Here is a 20,922-nt window from a genome sequence, read left to right as displayed (position 1 = left end):
GAAAATGCAGGAGGTAAAAAGAAATGGAACAGAGAATTAAAGGAACAACTGGTTTACTTGCACTGATCGGAAGCCCTGTAGGACATTCCGGATCCCCGGCTATGTACAACTTCAGCTTCCAGTACCATAACCTGGACTATGCTTACATGGCATTTGATATCAAAGAGGATCAGGTTCCGGCAGCTCTTGATGCAATGCGTCTGTTCAAAATGAGAGGCTGTAATGTAACCATGCCTTGCAAGAACAAAGTAGCTCAGTGTGTAGACGAGCTTTCACCGGCAGCAAAGATCATCGGCGCTGTAAATACTATCGTAAATGAGGATGGAAAACTTGTTGGACATATCACAGACGGTATCGGATTTGTCCGCAACCTGAAAGAGCATGGTGTTGATGTAAAGGGCAAAAAGATGGTAGTCCTCGGAGCAGGCGGAGCAGCTACAGCTCTAACTGTACAGTGTGCCCTTGACGGAGCAGCATCCATCGCGATCTTCAACCCTGACGATCCATTCCTTGACAGAGCAAAAGGAACTGCTGAGAAGCTTGCAAAAGAAGTACCGGACTGCAAAGTAAGCGTATATTGCCTTGACGATCAGGACAAACTGAGAGAAGAGATCGCAAACGCAGATATCCTCGCGAACGGAACACTTGCAGGAATGAAACCACATGATGACATCACACTGGTTGATAAATCCATGTTCCATAAGGATCTTGTTGTTGCTGACTGTGTATACAATCCGGCCGAGACAAAGATGGTAAAAGAAGCAAAAGAAGCAGGCGTGAAGCTTGCGGTAGGCGGAAAAGGAATGCTTCTGTGGCAGGGTGCAGCATCTTACAAGCTTTACACAGGTCTTGAGATGCCGACAGATGAGTACCAGAAATTTCAGGCTGAGAACGAAGGGAAATAAGAAAAATGAGCCAGACAGGTAAGAAAAATTTAGTGATTACTTCTATCGCGCTGTATTTTACATATTTCATCCATGGAATCGGAGCTTCCATCATGGGTCAGTACAAGCCGGAGCTTGCTGCTCACTGGGGAGCAAAGGCTTTAAGTGATGGAACTATGGATGTCAGCATGGTAGTATCTGTAATTGCCGCACTTGGACTTGGAAGACTGATCTCTCTTCCGTTTTCCGGTCCCCTGTCCGACAAATTCGGACGCAGATTAAGCGGAATCATCGGCGTGATCTGTTATGCATCATACTTTATGGGAATCGCATTTGCTCCGTCTATGGGAGTTGCCTACGCCTTTGCCATTGTAGGCGGTATCGCAAACTCCTTCCTGGACACCTGCGTAAGCCCGACATGTATGGAGATTTATGTAAACAATCCTTCTGTAGCGAACCTGTTTACAAAATTCTCCATGTGTATCAGCCAGTTTCTGCTTCCTTTCCTCATCGGATTTGTAGCAGCGGCGAATATGTCCTACAGAACCATTTTTATTGTTGCAGGTGCTGCGATCTTTATCGATGGAATCCTGATCCTGTTCCTGCCATTCCCGGAGAGAAATACAGCAGGTACAGTAAAGAAAGAAAAAGCAAAATTAAAGATCACTCCTGCAGCTCTTGCAGCAATCCTCATCGGATTTACAAGCTCTTCTACATTCATGCTGTGGCTGAACTGTAACCAGGAGCTCGGAAAGCTTTATAACTTAAGTGATCCTTCCAAGATCCAGTCCTTTTATGCAGTAGGAACCTTTGCAGCAATCCTGTGTTCCTCTGTATTTATCAAAAAAGGACTGAAGGAGATCAATATCCTGATCATTTATCCGCTGATCTCTTTCATCATGCTGGGACTGTGCTACTTTATCCAGAATCCGACAATCTGTCTTATCGGTGGATTTGTGATCGGTTTTGCAGGCGCAGGCGGTGTGCTTCAGCTGGCTGTTTCCACAACTGCGGAGTTCTTCCCGGAAAACAAGGGAACTGCAACATCCATGGTCATGATCGCATCCAGCGTTGCGAACTACACCATTCTGACACTGGCCGGCTACATTACAAAGACTGCCGGAACCAGTGCTCCGAGAATGATCCTGCTTCTCAATATGGCAGTGACATTCATAGGAATCCTTCTTGCACTGTTCGTTAAGATGAACCGTGGAAAAGAGGCTTGACTGAATCAAGGAAATCCCTTGGGGTGAATATCCGTTTGACTACAGTAAAAAAAGTGAATCATTGTATGGATACAGATAAAGATGACTGAATCTGTGCAAAACAAAGTTCCAATTCGGGAACAATTCCCGGATTGGACTTTACCGTTTCTGAAAATGTTTGTTAATTAACAAACTTACAAAATAAAAGATACTATATATGTATTATCAAAAAAACGACAAAGGAGAATCGTTATGGCACGTGCAGCAAGACAGCGAAGAGAAAACGAACTGCCCTACATTCCGTTTGGGCCATTTCAGATTCGTTTTCCGTTTATTCACTATAAAATTGAGTCCGTAGAGTTTATCCAGGGCCTGATCCTCGGGGTTACGGCACTGGCGGCGGTTCCTTATCTGGAACAATATCTGGGATTGCCTTATGAGCTGGCATGGAGCTGTGTGATCATAGAGACCATGCTGTATATGCTACACAGCTTACTTGGTGATCCGGTTGTACCGGGATGGATCACACCGACCCTTCCGCTGACGATCGTATTCCTGGAAGGCTTCCCTATGGGAAAAGAACGTATCCAGGCAATGATCGCCCTGCAGATGCTGGTTGGTCTCGTGTTCATATTTATGGGCATCACCAAGCTTGCGGATAAATTTGTCCATGCAGTACCAAATTCTGTTAAGGGTGGTATCCTTCTTGCTGCGCCGGTGACGGTTATGGCAGGACAGCTGGGAGAGGGCGGCAACATGCATAAGTATCCGCTGGCGATCGTTGCCGGTGTAGGCCTTCTGATCCTGATCAGCTTTTCAGATAAATATCAGGAGAAGAGAAAGAACAACAAATTCCTGGATCTTGTTGCCAGGTATGGAAACCTTTTCCCGTATCTGATCGCCATGGTGGTAGGTCTTCTTGTAGGAGAGCTGGATGCGCCTGGTTTGGAGTTGGGAACCTTTATCAAGATCCCGCAGTTCAAAGAGATCATCTCACAGGTAAGTATCTTTGGTGTGGGAGTCCCGCCGGTCTCCATGTTTGTCAAAGCGCTTCCCCTGGCACTTGTATGCTATGTTATCGCCTTTGGTGATTTTGTTACCACAGAGACACTGGTTACAGAGGCACGTCAGTCCAGAAACGATGAGTATATTGATTTCAATTCCAGCCGTTCCAACCTGGTCAGCGGCATCAGGAACCTGATCCTTTCCGTCATTGCGCCGTTTCCGCCGCTTTCCGGTCCGTTATGGGTTGGAATGACAGTATCTGTTTCCATCCGTTACAAGGAGGGAAAGAAAGCCATGAAGTCTCTGATCGGTGGTATGGCGTCTTTCCGTATCGCAACGTTTTTAAGTGTGCTGATCATTCCGGTTGTAAGCTTCTTCCGTCCGATCTTCGGAGTCGGTTCCTCCATTACTCTGATGTTCCAGGCATTTGTCTGTGCAAGGATCGGTATGGATTACTGCAGAACAGACCGTGACAAGATGATCGCAGGTGTTATGGCAGCTGTGCTTGCAACCCAGGGAACTGCATGGGCATCCGCATGGGCCTTGGCTGTAGGCTTCGGTCTGAATATCTTCCTTTCAAACTGGGACCCCAGAAAGAAAGAGGAGAATGCCATCGAGGATAAAAATTGATCAGAGGAATAACAAAGATATAAAAAACAGAAAAAGAAGAAGTGTGCTGGATGGGTCAGCACACTTCTTTTTTTGTCATGAGATTTGTTGTTTTTAATTATTATTTTAATAGATTTGCTATTATGGAATTAAAATTGCAAAAATTTGTTACATCAATTGGGTTTAAAAACTGGTTTATAATTCGCGTTCTGTTACAAAAATCTACCGTAGATCCTTTTTATGGGAGGTTACAGGATCACAGGCTTTTGTGGATAATGTCAAGAACCTGTGCAAGCTCGTTGACATTGATCTGTCCCGGTGCGGAAGCTTTGGTAGCTGCACCGAAGGTAAGGGCGGAACCGAAGGTTTCACCAGCGAGACGGCTGACAACACCTGTACCTGCCATGGACATGGTAATGATCGGGCGGTCGGCGAACTGCTCGGACATTTCCAGCGTGGCACTTAAGAGTGTAAGCACGTCCTGTTTGTTTCTTGGCATAACAGCCATTTTCGGGATATCTGCGCCATAGTCCTGCATCATGCGAAGACGGCGCACGATCTCATACTTCTCAGGAGTTGCGTCAAAATCATGGTTGGAAGCGATGACCTTTACACCATAGCTGTGTGCTTCCTGGATCATGCTTTTTACGATCTCCTCACCTGTGAAGGCTTCTACATCAATGAGATCTACATAGCCGCTTTTTGCGACAGCCATGTTGAGTGCTTTGTAAGCTTCGTTGGAGATCGCTTTTTCTCCGCCTTCCTTTGCAGTACGGAAGGTGAAGAGGATCGGAGTGTCCTTTAAAACGGTCTGGAGATCTTTTGCCACATCCAGAACCTTGTCTGTGTCAAAAACGTCCTCAAACCAGTCAACACGCCATTCCACAACGTCTACAGGGATCCTTGCGAAGGTCCCTGCCTCAAGGAGGATATCATCCTTTGTCTGTCCCACGATCGGGACACAGATCTTCGGTCTTCCCTCTCCGAGTGTGATATTTCTTACCTGAACTGTTTTCATAATGGTCCTTTCTGATACGACAGGAACAGATAGCAGTTTAGTCGTCGTATCTGATGTTAAGAATCTCTTTCATATGTTCGATCGGCATCGGTTCGCCGGTCCACAGTTCAAATGCAGCGGAGCCCTGGAAAAGCATCATGCCAAGGCCGTTCATTGTCTTGCAGCCAACTTCCTTTGCCATAGAACGCATAGCAGTTTCAAGAGGGGAGTAAGGCACGTCAACAACGATAAGCTCCGGGCGGAAGTAAGACTTGTCCGGAACAACGGACTGACCTTCCAGTGGTTTCATTCCAACACCTGTCGCATTTACGAAAATATAACTGTCAGCCATTTCTTTTTTCAGCTGGTCGAGATCAGCCAGATCATAGAGAACAGCATGGCTTGAAGTTCTGGTGTTGATCTTTTCTACCGTAGATACTGCACGGTCCCAGAATTCATCTTTGCGGTTGAAGATCACAATCTCGCCTACACCGTCAAGTGCTGCCTGGATCTCGATAGCAGTTGCGGCACCACCTGCACCTACGATGGTCATTTTCTTTCCGATGGCGTTGATGTTATTGTCTTTCAGTGCTGCCATAAATCCGATACCGTCTGTGATATGGCCTGTAAGATGACCATGATCATTAACGATGGTGTTTACAGCGCCGCACATTTCTGCTGCCGGTGAAAGCTCGTCAAGGTACTGGCCTACCAGAGTTTTGTTCGGCATGGAAACGTTGGAACCTCTCATTTTCAGAGTACGGATGGCATTTACAGCATCCTCGATCTCGTCTGCACCAACCTCAAATGAAAGATATGCATAATCATAGCCAAGCTTTGCAAAAGCTTCATTCTGCATGGCAGGAGAGCTGGAGTGGCGGATCGGATATGCCATAAGACCAATCAGCTCGGTATGTCCTGTGATTCTTTCTGACATGGTAATAACTCCTCTCATTGGTAAAATCTGGATGAAGATTTGTCTTTTTTAAACCTCCCACCACATAGATCTGAAGAAGCTGCGGACATTCTTCGGACGGCTGCGGGGGAGGAAGACGTGGAAAATCTATGTTACGGATCACCGAGTGAACTGTAACAGATCTATATACACTTTCCGGTAGAAGGATTGAAGTGTTCCCGGAAAGGGTATAGCGGAAAAATATTAAAGGTATCCTTTCTGCTCAAGAATGGTAAGGATATTGCGTCCTTCCTGGGTACCGTCAATGATTCGTCTTGCTCTCTGGCTGTCGCCGATGTTCATGATCTCAACATCCTCAGAAGAAAATTCCTCTGTGAGGTTCTGGTAAAGCTGTCCCTGAGCTCTCATTCCGAGACATACGAAGCCGTACTCAAATGGAAGCTCATAAGGCTCACCGTCGCCCCTGACAAGGAAGGAAGAATCCTTAACCTCAAGGAGAGCAGTTTTTGTAAGCTGATGTACATTGTGTTTTTTCATCATGGTCTTTGTGTCATTTTTGCTTACCGGGTCAAGATCACGTCCGATCTGATCCATCATCTCAACGATAGAGATGTCTGCGTTTCTGTCAGCAAAGAATTCCACAACATCAAGACCTACAGCACCGCCGCCTACAACAACAACCTTTTTGCCTTCCAGATCCTTCGGAAAATCATTAATGTGGCTGATCATACCAAGAATAGAATAAATATTATGGTTCTCGTTGTCAATACGATCCTTCAGTCCTGCAATCGGAGGCAGAAGCGGAGCGGAGCCGGTGGAGCTTACGATGATATTCGGATGGAACTTGCGGATGTTTTCCGGTGTTCCTTCTGTGTTTTTGAAGATGTAAAGATTATCAAGCTGTTCAGCACGATGCATGAGATAGTGCGGGAAATCAGCAAGACGGTTCTTTGCAGGGATCTTTGAGATCAGAGATGCAAGTCCGCCAAGCTCATTGCCTTTTTCAAGAAGGAAGGTATTGCATCCAACCTCTGCGGCTGTACAGGCAGCTTCCAGTCCGGCAGTGCCTCCGCCGATAACGACCACGTTGCAGTTTTTATTTACATGTTTTTTCTTATATACATCGCCCTCAAGAACCGATGGGTTTACAGTACAGCGGATCGGACGGTTTACACCGATACGGTTTCCGGCACAGCCAACGTTACAGGAGATACATTTGCGGAGGTCACACTCATGACCTGTGGCAACCTTGTTTACCCATGCAGGGTCTGCGATCAGACCACGGCCCATACCGATCAGGTCTGCATCACCGTCAGCCAGGATACGCTCAGCAACCTTCGGGTCACGGACATTACCCATGGAGATACATGGCTTGTTGAATTTTTCTCTTACGGCCTTTGCCATGTAGGAACGCCATCCGTCCGGGAGATAATTTGCATCGATCTGGTACTGGATGGAACCGTTAAGTCCGCAGGAAACATCGAAGATATCAACCTCTTCCTGAAGATGCTCCAGGTATTCCAGAGTATCCTCCAGTGTATTTCCACCCTCCATCAGCTCATCCGCACTGAGACGGAGCATGATCGGGAAGAAAGGTCCTACCTGTTTTCTTACCTCATCGATGACCATACGGCAGAAACGGGTACGGTTCTCAACAGATCCGCCGAATTCATCGGTACGCTTGTTTGTGATCGGGGAGAGGAACTGACTAATCAGATAGGAGTGTCCTGCATGGATCTCTACCGCATCAAAGCCAGCTGTCTGTGCACGTTTTGCAGCCTCACCGTATTTTTTTACGATGTGAAGAATCTCGTCTTTGGAAAGAGGACGCGGGATCTCGCCGCCTTCTTTGGATGGAACGTCAGATGCGGAAACCGGCTGCATGTTGATCCTGGAAGAAACAGCGGAAGCTCCGGCATGGTTGATCTGGATCGCGATCTTTGTTCCGTATCTATGAATATTTTCACAGAATTTGAAAAGACGTGGCAGATAGTTGTCATGGTCGATGCGCAGCTGTGTGGTTCCGTTGGAGCCCTGCGGGGAATCGATGCTTGCGTTCTCTACGATGATGAGACCTGTGCCACCCTTTGCACGCTGCTCATAATAATTGATATGAAGAAAACTCATTTCGCCGTTCTGTTCACCGTAGTTGGTGCCCATCGGCATCATAACAATACGGTTCTTGATAGTCATATTTTTAACGGTTAATGGGGAAAAAATATGCGGATAATCATTCTTCATCTGAAAAAAACCTCCCTGGTTATTTTAAATAGAATCGTTTGTTTGTGTTAATTATATAACAGAATAATCTATAAAACTAATTCATAATACGAGCGATATAATAAAAATAATCTATAGATTTTTGCATATCATCTTTCAGGCTGCAGGTACTTGCATGTTTATAATGTGAAAAAAACAGATGTAGAACGGTAACGCTAACTGGAAAATGGTATCGGATCCAGGGGTTTACATATATGATTTTAACGTGTTATCATAACAAATAAAAAAGATACAGAAAACGGAGAAACGGGCAGGCTGAAACGGATCAAATGTAAGACTGTATTTCCGCGTTCTGTAAAAAGACAGGAGATAGATAAAATGGAATTCTGGGATATTTACGATGCAGATAAGAAACCGACAGGACGAACTATGAAGCGCAATGACTGGTGTTTAAAGGATGGAGAGTATCATCTGACAGTTTTGGGCGTGGTAGCAAGACCGGACAAGACCTTTCTTATTACTAAACGTGTGATGACAAAGGCCTGGGCTCCGGGCTGGTGGGAGGTTTCCGGCGGTGCAGCCCAGGCAGGAGAGGCTTCCCGTGATGCAGTACTCCGTGAGGTGAAAGAGGAGACCGGACTGGACGCCAGTGAGGCAGAGGGCGGATACCTTTTTACATATAAAAGAGAGAACCCGGGGGAAGGAGATAATTACTTTGTGGATGTGTACCGTTTTGTCATGGATGTGGAGGATAAGGATCTGAAGCTTCAGACAGAAGAGACAGACGGATATATGTTTGCAACCCTGGAGCAGATCCGGGCGTTTGCCGCAGAGGGAAAATTCCTACATTATGACAGTATTAAGAAGGTGTTTGAGTTCTGAGCAGATTTCTGACTGGTTTTCCGCGAGGATTTGAAAATAAATGTTGTTTTTTGTGGATTTATATTTTTAAAAACGTTGTTTTTTGACTTGTTTTCGAAGAATTGTCTTGACATTAAAATTGGTAAATAGTAAAATTAAATCAGATGAACTGCCAGACTGTTTTTTGACCATGAGCAGGTAGCAGAGCGGATTTCAAAGATCTGCCTGACTTTAGGAAGCTGTAAGCCGGATGAATGAAATCCGGCTTATAAAATTATCCAATATTATCAGATCGAGAATAATATAAAATTTTGAAAGCGAGGAATCATCAATGGCGGATGAACATAGAGATCAGATCAGAATCGTACAGGAAACCGTAGCCGGTAAGGAGATCACATTTGCCCATATCATGGGTGGTCCGGCACCTATCATATATCAGAAGCTTGGACTGAATCCGCAGGTGGACTATGGATCATCTGCAATTGGTATCATGAACATGACACCTTCCGAGTCTGCTGTGATCGCATCCGATATTGCTGTGAAGAGCGGTAATGTGTATCTTGGATTTGCAGACCGTTTTACAGGAACACTGATCATAACAGGAGAGATTTCCGATGTGCAGACTGCAATGGAGGAGATCGTGGATTATTTCCGTGATACTCTGGGATATGTAGTATGCAATATCACCAAGAGATAAGGAAGTGTACCATGGAAGAACGGATAACAAAGGAAGAACTGCTGGAGAGGCTGTTTCATGATGATTATGAGAACCTTAAGGGAAGAAGACTTCGGCTGACCCGGGTGAGAGTACCTGGAAAGGAGCTTTCCTTTGCACATGTTTTTACACCAAATGACAGATCGATATATGAGAATCTTGCGTTACATATCGGTGTTCATGAAGGTGAAGATCACAGAGGAGATGCCATCGGCATGGTCCGTGTCACACCCTGGGAGGCAATCGTGGTTGCGGCAGATGTTGCAGTGAAGGCAGCTCATGTGGAAGTAGGATTTATGGATCGTTTCTGCGGGACGCTGATCCTGACAGGCGGTTTTACGGAAGTGATGACAGCTGTGGAGGAAGTGGTACGATTTTTCCATGAGACATTGAAATTCGATGTCTGTAAGATCCACAGAAGCTGAGGCAGGACGGGATAAAAAATGAAAAAAATTTTTCTGATGGGTCGAAGTGAAGCCGGCAAAACATCCCTGACACAGGCGCTTAAAGGGGAAGAGCTTCATTATCATAAGACTCAGTATACCAATACAAATGAAGATACTATTGATTCACCGGGAGAATATGCGGAATCCAAGCATTTCAGCGTAGGACTGGCCTGCTTTTCCTTTGAGGCGGATGTGATCGCCATTGTACAGGCAGCCAATGAGCCCTTTAACCTGTTTAGTGACGGCAGCAGGAATTTTCTACTACGGCCGCTGATCGGGATCATCACCAAGGTGGATTCTCCCCATGCCAACATTCCCATGGTCAGACAGTGGATGGAGAACATGGGCTGTGAGAGGATCTTTATGGTAAATAACAAGACAAGGGAAGGCATCAGCGAGCTGATGGATTATCTGCAGGATGATCTCCCGACGCTTACGCTTGAACAGGCGAAATTCAAGCAGAGCCTTGGCCTTAACGAATGGGATTCCATGCCGGAAGGGGTGGAGTATCCGGAATCCATACGGTAAAATAGTAATATTCACGAAAAATGAATAAAAATACAAAATTCAAACAGAAAAAGTAGAAATTCCTCCGGAACTGTGATATACTGTCATCGTTTGGAAGATTCGTGGGCTGAAATGTAAGATCCCCAGAGCATGAAGGATAAAGAGGATAGAAACGGGGCTCGCAGATATATGGCAGAAGAGCTGTATGTCGGGAACACCGGGTATCCGTATCTGCCTTCATGTTCCGGGGATTTTTTATATTCTATACACAGATTTTCCGAGTGGATGCAAAAGACAAAAAATAAGAAGGACAGGAGAGGAAAAGATGTTTGAATTATTTGAAAATCTGACCAACTGGCTCTGGGGACTGCCGTTGCTGATCACGATCCTCGCTACAGGCGTATATCTGACAGTACGTTCCGGTTTCTTCCAGTTTCGCCATTTTGGTTACATTGTGAAAAACATGTTCAGTAAAGAACGTCGCCAGGAAGGCGGAGATGACGGAAAGAGCCTGACACCGTTCCAGGCTATTTCCATTGCGATCGGAGGTACTGTTGGTGTATCCAATATGTCCGGTGTTGCAACGGCTATTGCAACAGGAGGACCTGGGGCATTATTCTGGCTCTGGATCGCAGCGCTTCTTGCCATGGTCATCAAGATGGCAGAGGTAACACTTGCTGTATACTACAGAGAGAAACAGCCAAACGGTGAGTACCAGGGAGGCCCGACCTACTACATGCAGAAGGGGCTTGGCGGAGAGAAAAAGCTTCCCTTCTGGAAACTTTTTGCAGTACTGTTCGGCGGCTGTATTTTCATGACATGGTTCATTACTTTGCAGAATTATACAGTATCAGAGGCTGTCGGAAGTACCTTCCACCTGCCGTACATCGTACCGTCACTTTTGTATGTGGCAGCGATCTATCTGATCATCATCGGCGGTGTAAAGAAAGTCGGCGTGATCTCTTCCTATATGACACCGATCATGTGTATGCTTTACATTGTAGGCTCTCTCGCAATACTGGTAGTGAATTTTGACAAGCTGCCGGAAACCTTTGGACTGATCTTCAAGGGTGCATTTACAACACAGGCGGCAGTCGGCGGATTTATGGGAGCCGGTGTTGCAACAGCAATGCGTCTTGGCTTTGCCCGTTCCGTATACAGCAACGAGGCAGGCTGGGGAACATCTCCTATGATCCATGCTTCCGCAAAGACAGACCATCCTGTAAAACAGGGACTGATGGGAGCATTTGAGGTATTTGCAGACACCATCGTAGTCTGCTCCATGACAGGTCTTGTTGTTATCATCACCGGCTACTGGAATTCAGGACTTCAGGGATCAGAGCTGACACTGACAGCATTTGAGTCTGGAATGGGCTCCATTGCGAGAGCACTGATCGCGATCAGTATTTTTCTTTTTGGATTAACAACATCAACCGGATGGTTCACCTACTACAGCGTGATCCTGAAGCACTGGCTGAAAAATAATCAGAAGGTTCTGAAGATTGCAGAGAAGGTTTTTATCCTTGGAACACCATTATGGGGTCTTCTGGTCACAGTGCTTACTCTTTACGGAAACGGAACACCGGCGCAGCTGTGGGTAATTGCAGACTTTACAACCGTATTCCCTACATTTGTAAATGTTGCCACATTGTTTATCTTAAGTGGTACTTTCTTTAAACTGCTGAAGGATTACAAGGCGCGTTACATGGGAATCGGAAAGGTAGACAAGGATATGGCACTTTTCTACGAGGATAAAAAAGAAAAAGAGGAAAAATAAACAGTGGATACAATTTTTTTTAACGGATGTATAAGAACACTGGATGACAGTGAAAAAGTGGCAGAGGCTGTGGGAATCGAAAATGGCCGGATCGTTTTTGTGGGAACTGATAAAGAAGCGGAAGCTTTTTCCTGCAAAAAGCGGATCGACCTTAAGGGAAGGCTGATGCTGCCCGGTTTTGTGGATACACATATGCATATGCTGCATTATGCATTTGTGGAAAGATCTGTAAAACTGTTTGACTGCACAAGTGTTGAGGAAATGCTTGCCGCAGCAAAAAAAAGACTGGAGGAGAGCAAAGGTCAGAAGCTGACCTGGCTCTACTGCAGAGGCTGGAATGAGGAGCATTTTGATAAGCCACGCTATCCGCACAAGGATGAGCTGGATGCGCTCTCAACGGAAATCCCCATCATTATGGTGCGTGTCTGCGGGCATGTGGCTGTGTGCAACAGCTGCGGTCTGGAGCTTCTGAAAAAAATCCCGGAGTTCCCGGAGATTGAGAAGGAGGTTGACCTGGATACCGGACTTCTGAAGGAGAATGCAGTACAGTTTTATTCTTCCGTATTGGAAGCACCATCCCAGGAAGAAGTGGAAGACTACATCAAATACAGTGCGAAGAAGCTGAATGAATGTGGATTTACAGGTGTACAGTCCGATGATCTTGCTTCACTTCCGGGGAAAAACTGGCGTCGGATCATGGCCTCCTATAAGGCACTGGATGCCAGAGGAGAGCTGAGTATCCGCCATTATGAGCAGTGCCTTTTTGAGCGGGCGGAGGATGCGAAGGCTTTTATTGAGGAAGGATATCGTACCGGACAGAGGGGGTATCACTTTACTGTCGGACCAATGAAGCTGATCCAAGATGGTTCCCTTGGTGCAAGAACAGCGGCCATGAATGAGCCTTACGAGGATTCGCCGGGAAATACCGGGATCATCACATTCAGTCAGGAGGAGCTTGACGATCTGTTTGCTTTTTTTGACCAGCATCAGATGCAGGCAGCGGTACACTGTATCGGCGATCGTGCCATGGATATGGTCATTGAGGCAGCAGCGAAATCTCCTTACCGGAAGGATAATAAAAAGGGCAGACATGGTATCGTGCATTGCCAGATCACCAATCCGCGTATTTTGCAGGGGATGAAAGACCAGGATCTTCTGGCATATATCCAGCCGGTATTTATCGATCTGGATATGAACACAGTGGAACCTGCCATCGGCGCACACCGTATGGATAAGGTGTATGCATGGAAGAGCATGCTGGATATGGGAATCCATACGTCCGGCGGTTCGGATGCTCCTGTGGTAAGCTTTGATGCCATGGAGAATATTTATTTTGCAGTCACCCGCAAAAATATCAGCGGTCAGCCACAGGAAGGCTGGATCCCATCCGAAAAAATGTCTGTAGATGAGGCGGTGAAGCTTTTTACAAAAAACGCAGCTTACGCTTCCTATACAGAGAAGGAGAACGGAACGATTGAAACCGGGAAAAACGCGGATCTTGTAGTTCTTGAGAAAGATATTTATTCCATTGATCCCGATGAGATCAAGACGGTGAAGGTGGATATGACAGTTCTTGGCGGCAAAGTCGTCTTTGAACGGGAATAAACCATTCCCATAAATATTTATGAAAAAGAAAAAGGAGGAGAGTAAGATGAAGAGAAAACTGGCACTGCTTCTGACAGTGACAATGCTGGCAACAAGTGTGTATACACCGTGGCTGGCAAATGCGGCAGAGTTTACTTCCGGTGAAGAAAACTCTCTGTACACGGAAGAGAAACCGGAAACAGAAGAAATTGAAGAAGAACCGGAAGCAGACACAGAAGAAGCCGGAGAAGAGGAGGTACAGGAAGATATCCTTTCCGACGAAAACACGGACACTGGTGAAGCGGAAGAAATTCAGCCATCAGAGGAAATGACAGAGGAGGAAGAAACACAGGAGCTTCTGCCAGAGCCGGCTGACGGAGAACAGGAATCTGCTTTTGAGGATGGCCAGACAGAAGAAGCCGGCGCAGGTACCACAGGCGTCTGGAACGGACTTAACTATAAGGTATCCAATGGGGAAGTAACGATCCTTTCAGTGGTCTATGATCAGCATTTTGACAAAGACGGGAAAAAGACCGGGGAGGACCGCTGTCAGCAGACAGACGGAAAGATCCCTTCAAGTATCGCAGGCTATCCGGTTACGGAGATCGCAGGAGGAGCCTATGCGAACTGCATTAACATGACTGAGGTGGTCATTCCGTCAACGGTGAAGAGAGTGGAAAGGGAAGCCTTCAGCGGCTGTACTTCTGTTCGCAGTATTTCACTTCCGGATAATGGAGTTACCATCTGTGCCGGTGTTTTTCAGGGCTGTACGGCACTGAATTCTGTTCATATACCGGCATCTGTAAAGGCGGATGGAGCCATCGGGGAAAGTCCGGCCTATGCAGGCGTATTTGCACGATGCAGCGCACTGCGGAATGTAACCTTCGGAGAAGGCATTACCTCGATCCCCAAGGGATTCTTTTTAAGCTGTACCGGGCTTCTCAGTATCAATATACCGGACAGTGTGACAAATATCGAAAAAAATGCGTTTAACAGCTGCGTCAATCTGAAAGATGTCCATCTTTCCGCAAAGCTTGAGTCTATCGAAGCAGGAGCCTTTAATAACTGTAAAAGTCTGAGCAAGATCCAGCTGCCTTCCACACTGAAGGTTTTAAGAGGCAGTGCGTTCAGCGAAACCAGTCTTACAGAAATCAATATTCCGCCACAGATGAAAACAGAGGATTATACCGCAGCCAACAGAGCATGGGGAGGACCGTTTGCAGGTCTGACGACACTTAAGAAGGTTACATTTGAGCAGGGAATGGAAGAAATCCCGAGAGGTATTTTTTATTCACCGGGGTCAATGCTCATGCTGGAGGAAGTGGTTCTGCCGGATTCCGTAAAAAAAATCGGCTATCGGGCATTCTGTAACTGCGGATATCTTAAAGAGATCACACTGCCCAAAAACCTGGAATCTATCGATGCAGATGCATTCTGGAACTGTACGGATCTGAAGCTGAGCAGAAGTGAACTTCCGGCATCCCTGAAAGTCATCAATGGTTCTGCGTTCTATGGCTGTAAAAATATTGACAGGATCGTATTTCCGGAAGGACTGGAATTTCTTGGAGGAAGTGCCTTTGGAGGCTGTACAGGCCTTAACGAGATCAATGTGCCGGCAGGTGTTGATACTGCTTACCGGGAAGCAGGACCTTTTGTAGATTGTTCCAATCTTAAAAAGGTTACATTCGCAAAGGGAATCGATAATGTTCCCTACAGCATTTTTGAGAACTGTAAAGGCCTTGAAACCGTAGAGATCCCGGATACAGTGAAAAAAATTGAGTCCTATGCCTTCAGCGGCTGTACAGGGCTTACAAAGGTGAATATTCCAAAGAACGTAACACAGATCGACAATGATGCATTTCTGAAATGCAGTGCGCTGAAGGAAATCCAGCTTCCGGAATCGCTGGTCTATATGGGATCTGAGGTCTTTAAAGCATGCACGGCACTGGAGAAGATCACATTTCCTTCCCGGAATATTGCAAATGGAACAGGCTCCAATATTTTTGCGGAGTGCAGTTCCCTGAAGAATGCTACGATCCCTTCCGGGGTTACAAAGCTGAATGATAGCCTTTTTGATGGCGTATCAGAAAATTTTGCCATTTACGGATATACAGGATCCTATGCAGAAAGCTACGCAAAGGACCACTCATTCAAGTTTGTTTCCGTAGGAACCACAGAAAAATTAAACTTTAAGATCACATTCAACAAAAATGCGAAAAAAGCAGTGCTGTCGGAGAAACAGAAGACAAAGCTCCTGAAAAAGGGAGAGGCATTCGGAACCCTTCCGGTACCTGTCTATAAGGGATATTATTTCCTGGGATGGTATACCAGAGCAGGAAAAGGCGGCACGAAGATCACTTCCAAGTCTTTATTACTTCTGCCCGAGGATTTGACATTATACGCACACTGGGCAAAAGCAGATCTGACCAAGGCAAAGATCACCGTTGGAAGCCGTACCTGGAACGGAAAGGCATCCCTTCCAAAGGTAACGGTAAAATTTAACGGTATAACCTTAAAATCCGGTAAGGATTATAAGGCATCGACCAAAAGCAAAGAGCCGGGAACCGGAAGTGTGACTATTAAGGGATCGGGTGCTTTTGCAGGATCAAAATCTGTAAAGAAAAATTTCAAGATCAATAAGGCTGCACGTACACTGAAGGTATCCAATGTGATCAAAGGAGCCGGCAATAAAGGAAAAACGTTCACCATTTCCACAAAGATCAACGGAGGTAAGGCAGATAAACCGAAGATCACCTTTAAGAGCAGCAATTCTTCCGTTGCAAAGCTAAACGGAAGTAAGGCGACACTTCAGAAGACGGGATATTCTTATATTACCGTAAATGTAGGCGCCACAAAGCATTACAAGGCAGTATCCAAAAAGGCTCTTGCGGTTCTTCAGGGAAAACAGAACATTACCTTAAATCCGGACGGAATGAAAAAAGGTACAAAAGCCAATACCTATGTTACCTCCGGCGAACTTCTGGCGAAGCCATTAAGAGTCAAGGCACTGGATGAGGCGGCAGTTACCTGCAGCGTGAATGCATCCGGATTAAATGGAGAAGCATGGATCACCGGCGGAGACAAGCTTACGGCAAAGGGTAGAGGAAAGATCACCATCAGGCTCACCGCAAAAGAGAGTAAGCATCATGTTTACCCAAAGACAACCAAAACCATTACGGTGGAGGTGAACGGTTTTGCCGTTTACGGCAAGGAATGGGCTTATGAACAGAACAATAACGGAACCATAACCCTGGTAAGATATTATGGAAAGAATTCCAAGGTCGGTATTCCGTCAAGCCTGAGCATAGCTTCCTCTGCAAGAAAAGTAACAGCACTGGGGGCGGGACTGTTTAAGAACAATACGACGATAACGTCCGTAAGCATTCCTTCCAGCGTAAATACCATTGGAGCCAGTGCATTTGAGGGCTGTAGCAGCCTCAGTGAGGTCAGCAATTCTTCTGCACTTAAGAAGATCGGCGCAAATGCCTTTAAGAACTGTAAAAAACTTAAAAATATCGAATTACCGGAAACGGTTACATCCATTGGAGCCGCAGCGTTTATGAACTGTTCTGCACTTACCATGATCAGGCTTCCTTACGAGCTTACTATCATTGAAGCAAATACTTTCTCCGGATGTACCACAATGGGGGGAGCGCTGTATCTTCCGTTAAATCTGGAGACTATCGGAGATTCTGCTTTTGAAAACTGCCGGGCTATCGGCAAGGTACACGTTTTCGGTTATGTGACCAGAATCGGAAAAAATGCTTTCCAGGGCTGCGAAAGCCTTGCGGAAGCAGCTTATGCCGGAATCAAAAGAGGATGGACTCAGTCCATTTCCTGGGGCGCAGGCAATGAAAAACTTAAAAACGCAAGCCTTACCTCCTATGTTTACGGAGAAAACTTCCTTTCAAGTTTCGTGAAGATGTCAGAAGAAGAATTCCTTACAGATCATGCAGATTACCTTGGAAATGCAGAGATCAGCAAGGTTGCAAAAGAATTGCAGAGTGAATCCTATACTGCAATGGCATCAAAAAGTAAATTTGATGATATGGCAGCAGCACTGATCAGCCAGCTGGAAGCAGGCACACCGAATGTAAAAGCCATATTTGAACATTTTACTGGTGTAAGCTACAGTGAAGATAAGCTTAACATGGAGATGGCCAGAGAACTTCTTCAGAGTATGCAGGAAGAGGACTGGAACAGAAGATATGATTCGCTGGCAGATCTGTTGAAAGTAATAAATGGATTTTTCGGTGAAGCCAAGAATATCCGTGAAAGCTTTAAACTGGACGGGAGAACCCGTTATCAGTTTGCCCGGACAGTTTCCTCAAAGTTTTTAAATGGAGCGGTAGATGCCAGCAAACTGAATAATGCATTTAAACTGTTTACGGATAACTGGGGCAAGATCGAAAAAGCGAACAAAGCAATTGGAAAGGGATTAGACCTTTATGACTTTGTGATCTCCTGGATGCTGGTCCTGCATGTAGAATATGATCAGATCGTACAGCTGATGCATCTGGTTCCGACAGACAGTGGTCTTTATACAGGACTGAATAAGCTGGAACAGTGGTACAGTAAGGATATCTACAGTATGGCGGTGGATTATATAGCAGATGATATTCTGAGTGAAACAGCAGACCTTACCAATGATCTTATAACAAAAGGTATCGTAAATACTGTATGGAAGGGGCAGAAGCTGGGTGCTTCCAGCTATACCCTTGTAGCAAAATGGGGATTTAAACTGGTGGGCAAGGCATTCAGCGGAATCCAGCCATCGATCTCAGCTTACAATAAGGCATGGATCACTATCTGTAATACAAGATATCTTCAGTCCCAGATGGAAAATCTGCGAATAAAACTGGCAAACGGCCAGAATGATAATACAAACAGAAAATATTTTGCAACAGCAGCAAAGGCATACTTCGCATCTCTGCGTCAGCAGGTTGAGTATGTATCCAAAGCTGTTGACAGCAAACAGTCCAGCGAGCTTATGTTCCTGTACAGAAGATACGAACCAGGACTTACCTACAATTCCTACATCTATTCCCAGATCGCACGGTATGAGGGAATCTGACAAAAAAGGAGAAAACTGTAAATAACGCCAAAAAAGCTGTCCGTAAATGCGGGCAGCTTTTTTTACGGGAAACTGAGAAGATGTTACTGTTCACTCCGTTCTCAGTAACAGTAAAATTGATACATGGAAAATACTGATTGAGAAACAAGGGTAAACTGGTTATAATAAAATTAAGAAGTAAGCAGAGCATAGAATGATCAGTAGAAAATGAGGGATGATATATGCCAAAGATGATGCAGGATTTAATCGAACAGTATGTAGAAGAGATCAAGAAGATCTATGGTTCCTATGTACGCCAGATAATCCTTTATGGTTCATGTGCAAGGGGTGACTTTCGTCCGGATTCTGATGTGGACATTATGATTCTGGCAGATATATCAGATCTGGAATTAAAGGCATATGCACAACAGCTCTCGTACATGACCTATGACTTTAATATGGATCATGACACGGATATTAAGCCTATTGCAAAAAGTGAAGCACATTTTAACAAGTGGATTGTGAACTATCCATTTTATTCCAGTAAACTTGCAGAACAAATTTCAAATGATAGTTATGGAATAGAAAATATGGATGCAAAATATCTGGCAGAAGATTTGATCGAGAATGAGCCGAAGCTTTTTGGATAAATTTTTTTACTCTGAATGATATACTGTAAAAGCAACAATAATAAAGATAAAAGCACTCTCTTTACATATAGTAACAGGCAGTATTTACATATCCACAAATTTCAGAACAACAAGGAGAACCGTATGGATCATTTCAAATTACACTCCGAATACAACCCACAGGAGACTAGCCTCAGGCTATCGAAAAACTGGTCAATCATTATAGTGCTTCTTATTGTAGTGGGAATATCTATGGTTACTTTTGGATCCATCGTATGTAATAAATTGCGACAACCACAAAACTATATTGAAGCAGTAGACTCAGATAGTATAGAAATGAAAACTGCTGAATTGTTATCAGGAATTGATGGAACAATGATGTTTCGATACAATTCAAGGGATACATTTAAAACGTTATCTATTTACTTGTCAGAATATCAGCTTGGACAACGAGTTTCACATAAAAAAGTTTTGGAACTTTCCTATGAAGATGTGAAATCTTCCACAAATGGATTGATTGTCATTACACCGGATTTTGATAATTTTACTGCAAAGCTCATCGCAGCAGATAAATATTCAAAATATATGACAGAAATACCAATTTTGGAGGGAGTTAAAAACAGGGAATATTATGGAAGATCAGCAACGACTATTGAAAACAAATGCAGGATAGAGTATGGAACAGAGCAAGGATTAGCAGCACTGATTTATGGAGAAAAAGGATTAAGCTCGTTGCCAATACAGGATATTGCAGGGGAGCATATAGATACAGATAATGAGTACATGTATTACTATTCGGTTGAATTTATAAAATAGCACTAATAAAAAGAAGAGGATGTCACGTAATCTGATTTGATTCGTTGGCATCCTTTTTTGGCATTTAGGACAATAAGCGGGAATCCTCGGCAATTCAATTACCGAGATGAAAGCGCAAGATTGTGCATATCTGCACATTGAAATAATATAATAATCTCCCAATCCCTTGATATTAATGCCGTAACCGGCATATAATCATTCGAAAATATGTTCGATTTTTGCTGCGCATTTTTATTCGTTATGTTATACTATATGTATGAAAGAAAATCTAATACATTACAGGACTTGTGTGTGTAATATTAATTACCATATGGTGTGGTCGGTGAAATACCGGCGGAAGATATTAAACCCAGAAATTGAGGAATACCTAAAGGAACTGGTGCAGCAGATTGCTGAGGATAAAGGTTTTACTGTTCATTTATTTGAATGTGGTGAAGGTGATCATGTCCATTGTTTTGTATCAGCTCCACCAAAACTGTCCATAACAGCGATCGTCAAGTATCTGAAGGGGATCACCGGCAGAAAACTGTTCGAACGTTTTCCGGAAATAAGAGACCAGCTATGGAAGGGAGAGCTGTGGAACCATTCCTATTATGTGGAAACGATCGGATCTGTATCGGAGGAAAATATCCGCCGTTATATTGAGCATCAGAGCAAGTCGTATTAAACCAAGGTGGAGTGTAGATCTCTATCTGCAT

General features: G+C 44.8%; 16 protein-coding genes and 1 pseudogene. 14 read left to right on the top strand and 3 right to left on the bottom strand.

The window, feature by feature from the left end:
- The first annotated feature begins 23 nt into the window (after positions 1-23).
- From aroE to EAI83_RS01850, 3 genes are all read left to right on the top strand, one after another.
- Complete coding sequence (gene aroE / locus EAI83_RS01860; protein ID WP_015527027.1) at positions 24-905, top strand: shikimate dehydrogenase; 882 nt, start codon at positions 24-26, stop codon at positions 903-905.
- 5 nt (positions 906-910) lie between these two features.
- Positions 911-2,110, top strand: coding sequence for an MFS transporter (locus tag EAI83_RS01855; protein ID WP_129974531.1), 1,200 nt, complete (start codon positions 911-913; stop codon positions 2,108-2,110).
- Between the two features lie 231 nt (positions 2,111-2,341).
- Positions 2,342-3,724 carry a hypothetical protein gene (locus EAI83_RS01850; RefSeq protein WP_129974530.1) on the top strand — a complete coding sequence of 461 codons (1,383 nt, stop codon included), beginning with the start codon at positions 2,342-2,344 and terminating at the stop codon, positions 3,722-3,724.
- A gap of 235 nt (positions 3,725-3,959) precedes the next feature.
- Here the strand turns inward: EAI83_RS01850 and aroD are convergent, their stop codons facing one another.
- The 3 genes from aroD to EAI83_RS01835 all read right to left on the bottom strand — a co-directional run bounded on the left by aroD (position 3,960) and on the right by EAI83_RS01835 (position 7,857).
- Positions 3,960-4,721 carry a type I 3-dehydroquinate dehydratase gene (gene aroD, locus EAI83_RS01845; RefSeq protein WP_129974529.1) on the bottom strand — a complete coding sequence of 254 codons (762 nt, stop codon included), beginning with the start codon at positions 4,719-4,721 and terminating at the stop codon, positions 3,960-3,962.
- 37 nt (positions 4,722-4,758) lie between these two features.
- Positions 4,759-5,637 (bottom strand): shikimate dehydrogenase, encoded by an 879-nt coding sequence (locus tag EAI83_RS01840; protein ID WP_129974528.1) that lies wholly within the window; start codon positions 5,635-5,637, stop codon positions 4,759-4,761.
- Positions 5,638-5,859: 222 nt separating this feature from the next.
- On the bottom strand, positions 5,860-7,857 hold the full coding sequence (locus EAI83_RS01835; RefSeq protein WP_129974527.1) for an oxidoreductase: 1,998 nt from the start codon (positions 7,855-7,857) through the stop codon (positions 5,860-5,862).
- Positions 7,858-8,214: 357 nt separating this feature from the next.
- Here EAI83_RS01835 and EAI83_RS01830 point away from each other — a divergent pair, with 357 nt between their 5' ends.
- From EAI83_RS01830 to tnpA, 11 genes and pseudogenes are all read left to right on the top strand, one after another.
- Positions 8,215-8,718, top strand: a complete 504-nt coding sequence (locus tag EAI83_RS01830; RefSeq protein ID WP_092069605.1) for an NUDIX hydrolase — start codon at positions 8,215-8,217, stop codon at positions 8,716-8,718.
- 310 nt (positions 8,719-9,028) lie between these two features.
- Positions 9,029-9,394 (top strand): BMC domain-containing protein, encoded by a 366-nt coding sequence (locus EAI83_RS01825; protein WP_015527035.1) that lies wholly within the window; start codon positions 9,029-9,031, stop codon positions 9,392-9,394.
- Positions 9,395-9,405: 11 nt separating this feature from the next.
- Complete coding sequence (locus EAI83_RS01820) at positions 9,406-9,837, top strand: BMC domain-containing protein (protein ID WP_044961969.1); 432 nt, start codon at positions 9,406-9,408, stop codon at positions 9,835-9,837.
- An 18-nt stretch (positions 9,838-9,855) separates the two neighbouring features.
- On the top strand, positions 9,856-10,386 hold the full coding sequence (locus EAI83_RS01815; protein ID WP_022426452.1) for a EutP/PduV family microcompartment system protein: 531 nt from the start codon (positions 9,856-9,858) through the stop codon (positions 10,384-10,386).
- Between the two features lie 129 nt (positions 10,387-10,515).
- A complete protein-coding gene (locus EAI83_RS01810) occupies positions 10,516-10,698 on the top strand; it encodes a hypothetical protein (RefSeq protein ID WP_015527038.1) in 183 nt (60 codons plus the stop codon).
- Complete coding sequence (locus EAI83_RS01805) at positions 10,691-12,142, top strand: alanine/glycine:cation symporter family protein (RefSeq protein ID WP_021652308.1); 1,452 nt, start codon at positions 10,691-10,693, stop codon at positions 12,140-12,142. Before EAI83_RS01810 ends, EAI83_RS01805 begins: the two co-directional genes overlap by 8 nt.
- Before the next feature lie 3 nt (positions 12,143-12,145).
- Positions 12,146-13,747 carry an amidohydrolase gene (locus EAI83_RS01800; RefSeq protein WP_110102509.1) on the top strand — a complete coding sequence of 534 codons (1,602 nt, stop codon included), beginning with the start codon at positions 12,146-12,148 and terminating at the stop codon, positions 13,745-13,747.
- A 46-nt stretch (positions 13,748-13,793) separates the two neighbouring features.
- Positions 13,794-18,800 (top strand): leucine-rich repeat protein, encoded by a 5,007-nt coding sequence (locus tag EAI83_RS01795; protein ID WP_059085378.1) that lies wholly within the window; start codon positions 13,794-13,796, stop codon positions 18,798-18,800.
- Between the two features lie 221 nt (positions 18,801-19,021).
- Positions 19,022-19,324, top strand: a pseudogene (locus EAI83_RS01790) (nucleotidyltransferase domain-containing protein); the annotation flags it as partial.
- 228 nt (positions 19,325-19,552) lie between these two features.
- Positions 19,553-20,224: a transcriptional regulator gene (locus tag EAI83_RS01785; RefSeq protein WP_227573683.1), complete on the top strand. Its 672-nt coding sequence runs from the start codon at positions 19,553-19,555 to the stop codon at positions 20,222-20,224.
- 256 nt (positions 20,225-20,480) lie between these two features.
- Positions 20,481-20,891 (top strand): IS200/IS605 family transposase, encoded by a 411-nt coding sequence (gene tnpA / locus EAI83_RS01780; protein WP_180214424.1) that lies wholly within the window; start codon positions 20,481-20,483, stop codon positions 20,889-20,891.
- The last annotated feature ends 31 nt before the right edge of the window (positions 20,892-20,922 follow it).

The sequence above is a fragment of the Blautia sp. aa_0143 genome, assembly GCF_004167315.1.
GTDB lineage: Bacteria > Bacillota > Clostridia > Lachnospirales > Lachnospiraceae > Blautia_A > Blautia_A fusiformis.
Note: the sequence above shows the minus strand (reverse complement) of the source record. Positions and strands in the feature narration are given on the sequence as shown.

Coding starts and splice junctions, on each gene's coding strand:
- aroE (WP_015527027.1), top strand. CDS start 24: ATGGAACAGAGAATTAAAGGAACAACTGGTTTACTTGCACTGATCGGA.
- EAI83_RS01815 (WP_022426452.1), top strand. CDS start 9,856: ATGAAAAAAATTTTTCTGATGGGTCGAAGTGAAGCCGGCAAAACATCC.
- EAI83_RS01820 (WP_044961969.1), top strand. CDS start 9,406: ATGGAAGAACGGATAACAAAGGAAGAACTGCTGGAGAGGCTGTTTCAT.
- EAI83_RS01795 (WP_059085378.1), top strand. CDS start 13,794: ATGAAGAGAAAACTGGCACTGCTTCTGACAGTGACAATGCTGGCAACA.
- EAI83_RS01830 (WP_092069605.1), top strand. CDS start 8,215: ATGGAATTCTGGGATATTTACGATGCAGATAAGAAACCGACAGGACGA.
- EAI83_RS01785 (WP_227573683.1), top strand. CDS start 19,553: ATGGATCATTTCAAATTACACTCCGAATACAACCCACAGGAGACTAGC.
- EAI83_RS01850 (WP_129974530.1), top strand. CDS start 2,342: ATGGCACGTGCAGCAAGACAGCGAAGAGAAAACGAACTGCCCTACATT.
- EAI83_RS01825 (WP_015527035.1), top strand. CDS start 9,029: ATGGCGGATGAACATAGAGATCAGATCAGAATCGTACAGGAAACCGTA.
- aroD (WP_129974529.1), bottom strand. CDS start 4,721: ATGAAAACAGTTCAGGTAAGAAATATCACACTCGGAGAGGGAAGACCG.
- EAI83_RS01810 (WP_015527038.1), top strand. CDS start 10,516: ATGAAGGATAAAGAGGATAGAAACGGGGCTCGCAGATATATGGCAGAA.
- EAI83_RS01855 (WP_129974531.1), top strand. CDS start 911: ATGAGCCAGACAGGTAAGAAAAATTTAGTGATTACTTCTATCGCGCTG.
- EAI83_RS01835 (WP_129974527.1), bottom strand. CDS start 7,857: ATGAAGAATGATTATCCGCATATTTTTTCCCCATTAACCGTTAAAAAT.
- EAI83_RS01805 (WP_021652308.1), top strand. CDS start 10,691: ATGTTTGAATTATTTGAAAATCTGACCAACTGGCTCTGGGGACTGCCG.
- tnpA (WP_180214424.1), top strand. CDS start 20,481: ATGAAAGAAAATCTAATACATTACAGGACTTGTGTGTGTAATATTAAT.
- EAI83_RS01840 (WP_129974528.1), bottom strand. CDS start 5,637: ATGTCAGAAAGAATCACAGGACATACCGAGCTGATTGGTCTTATGGCA.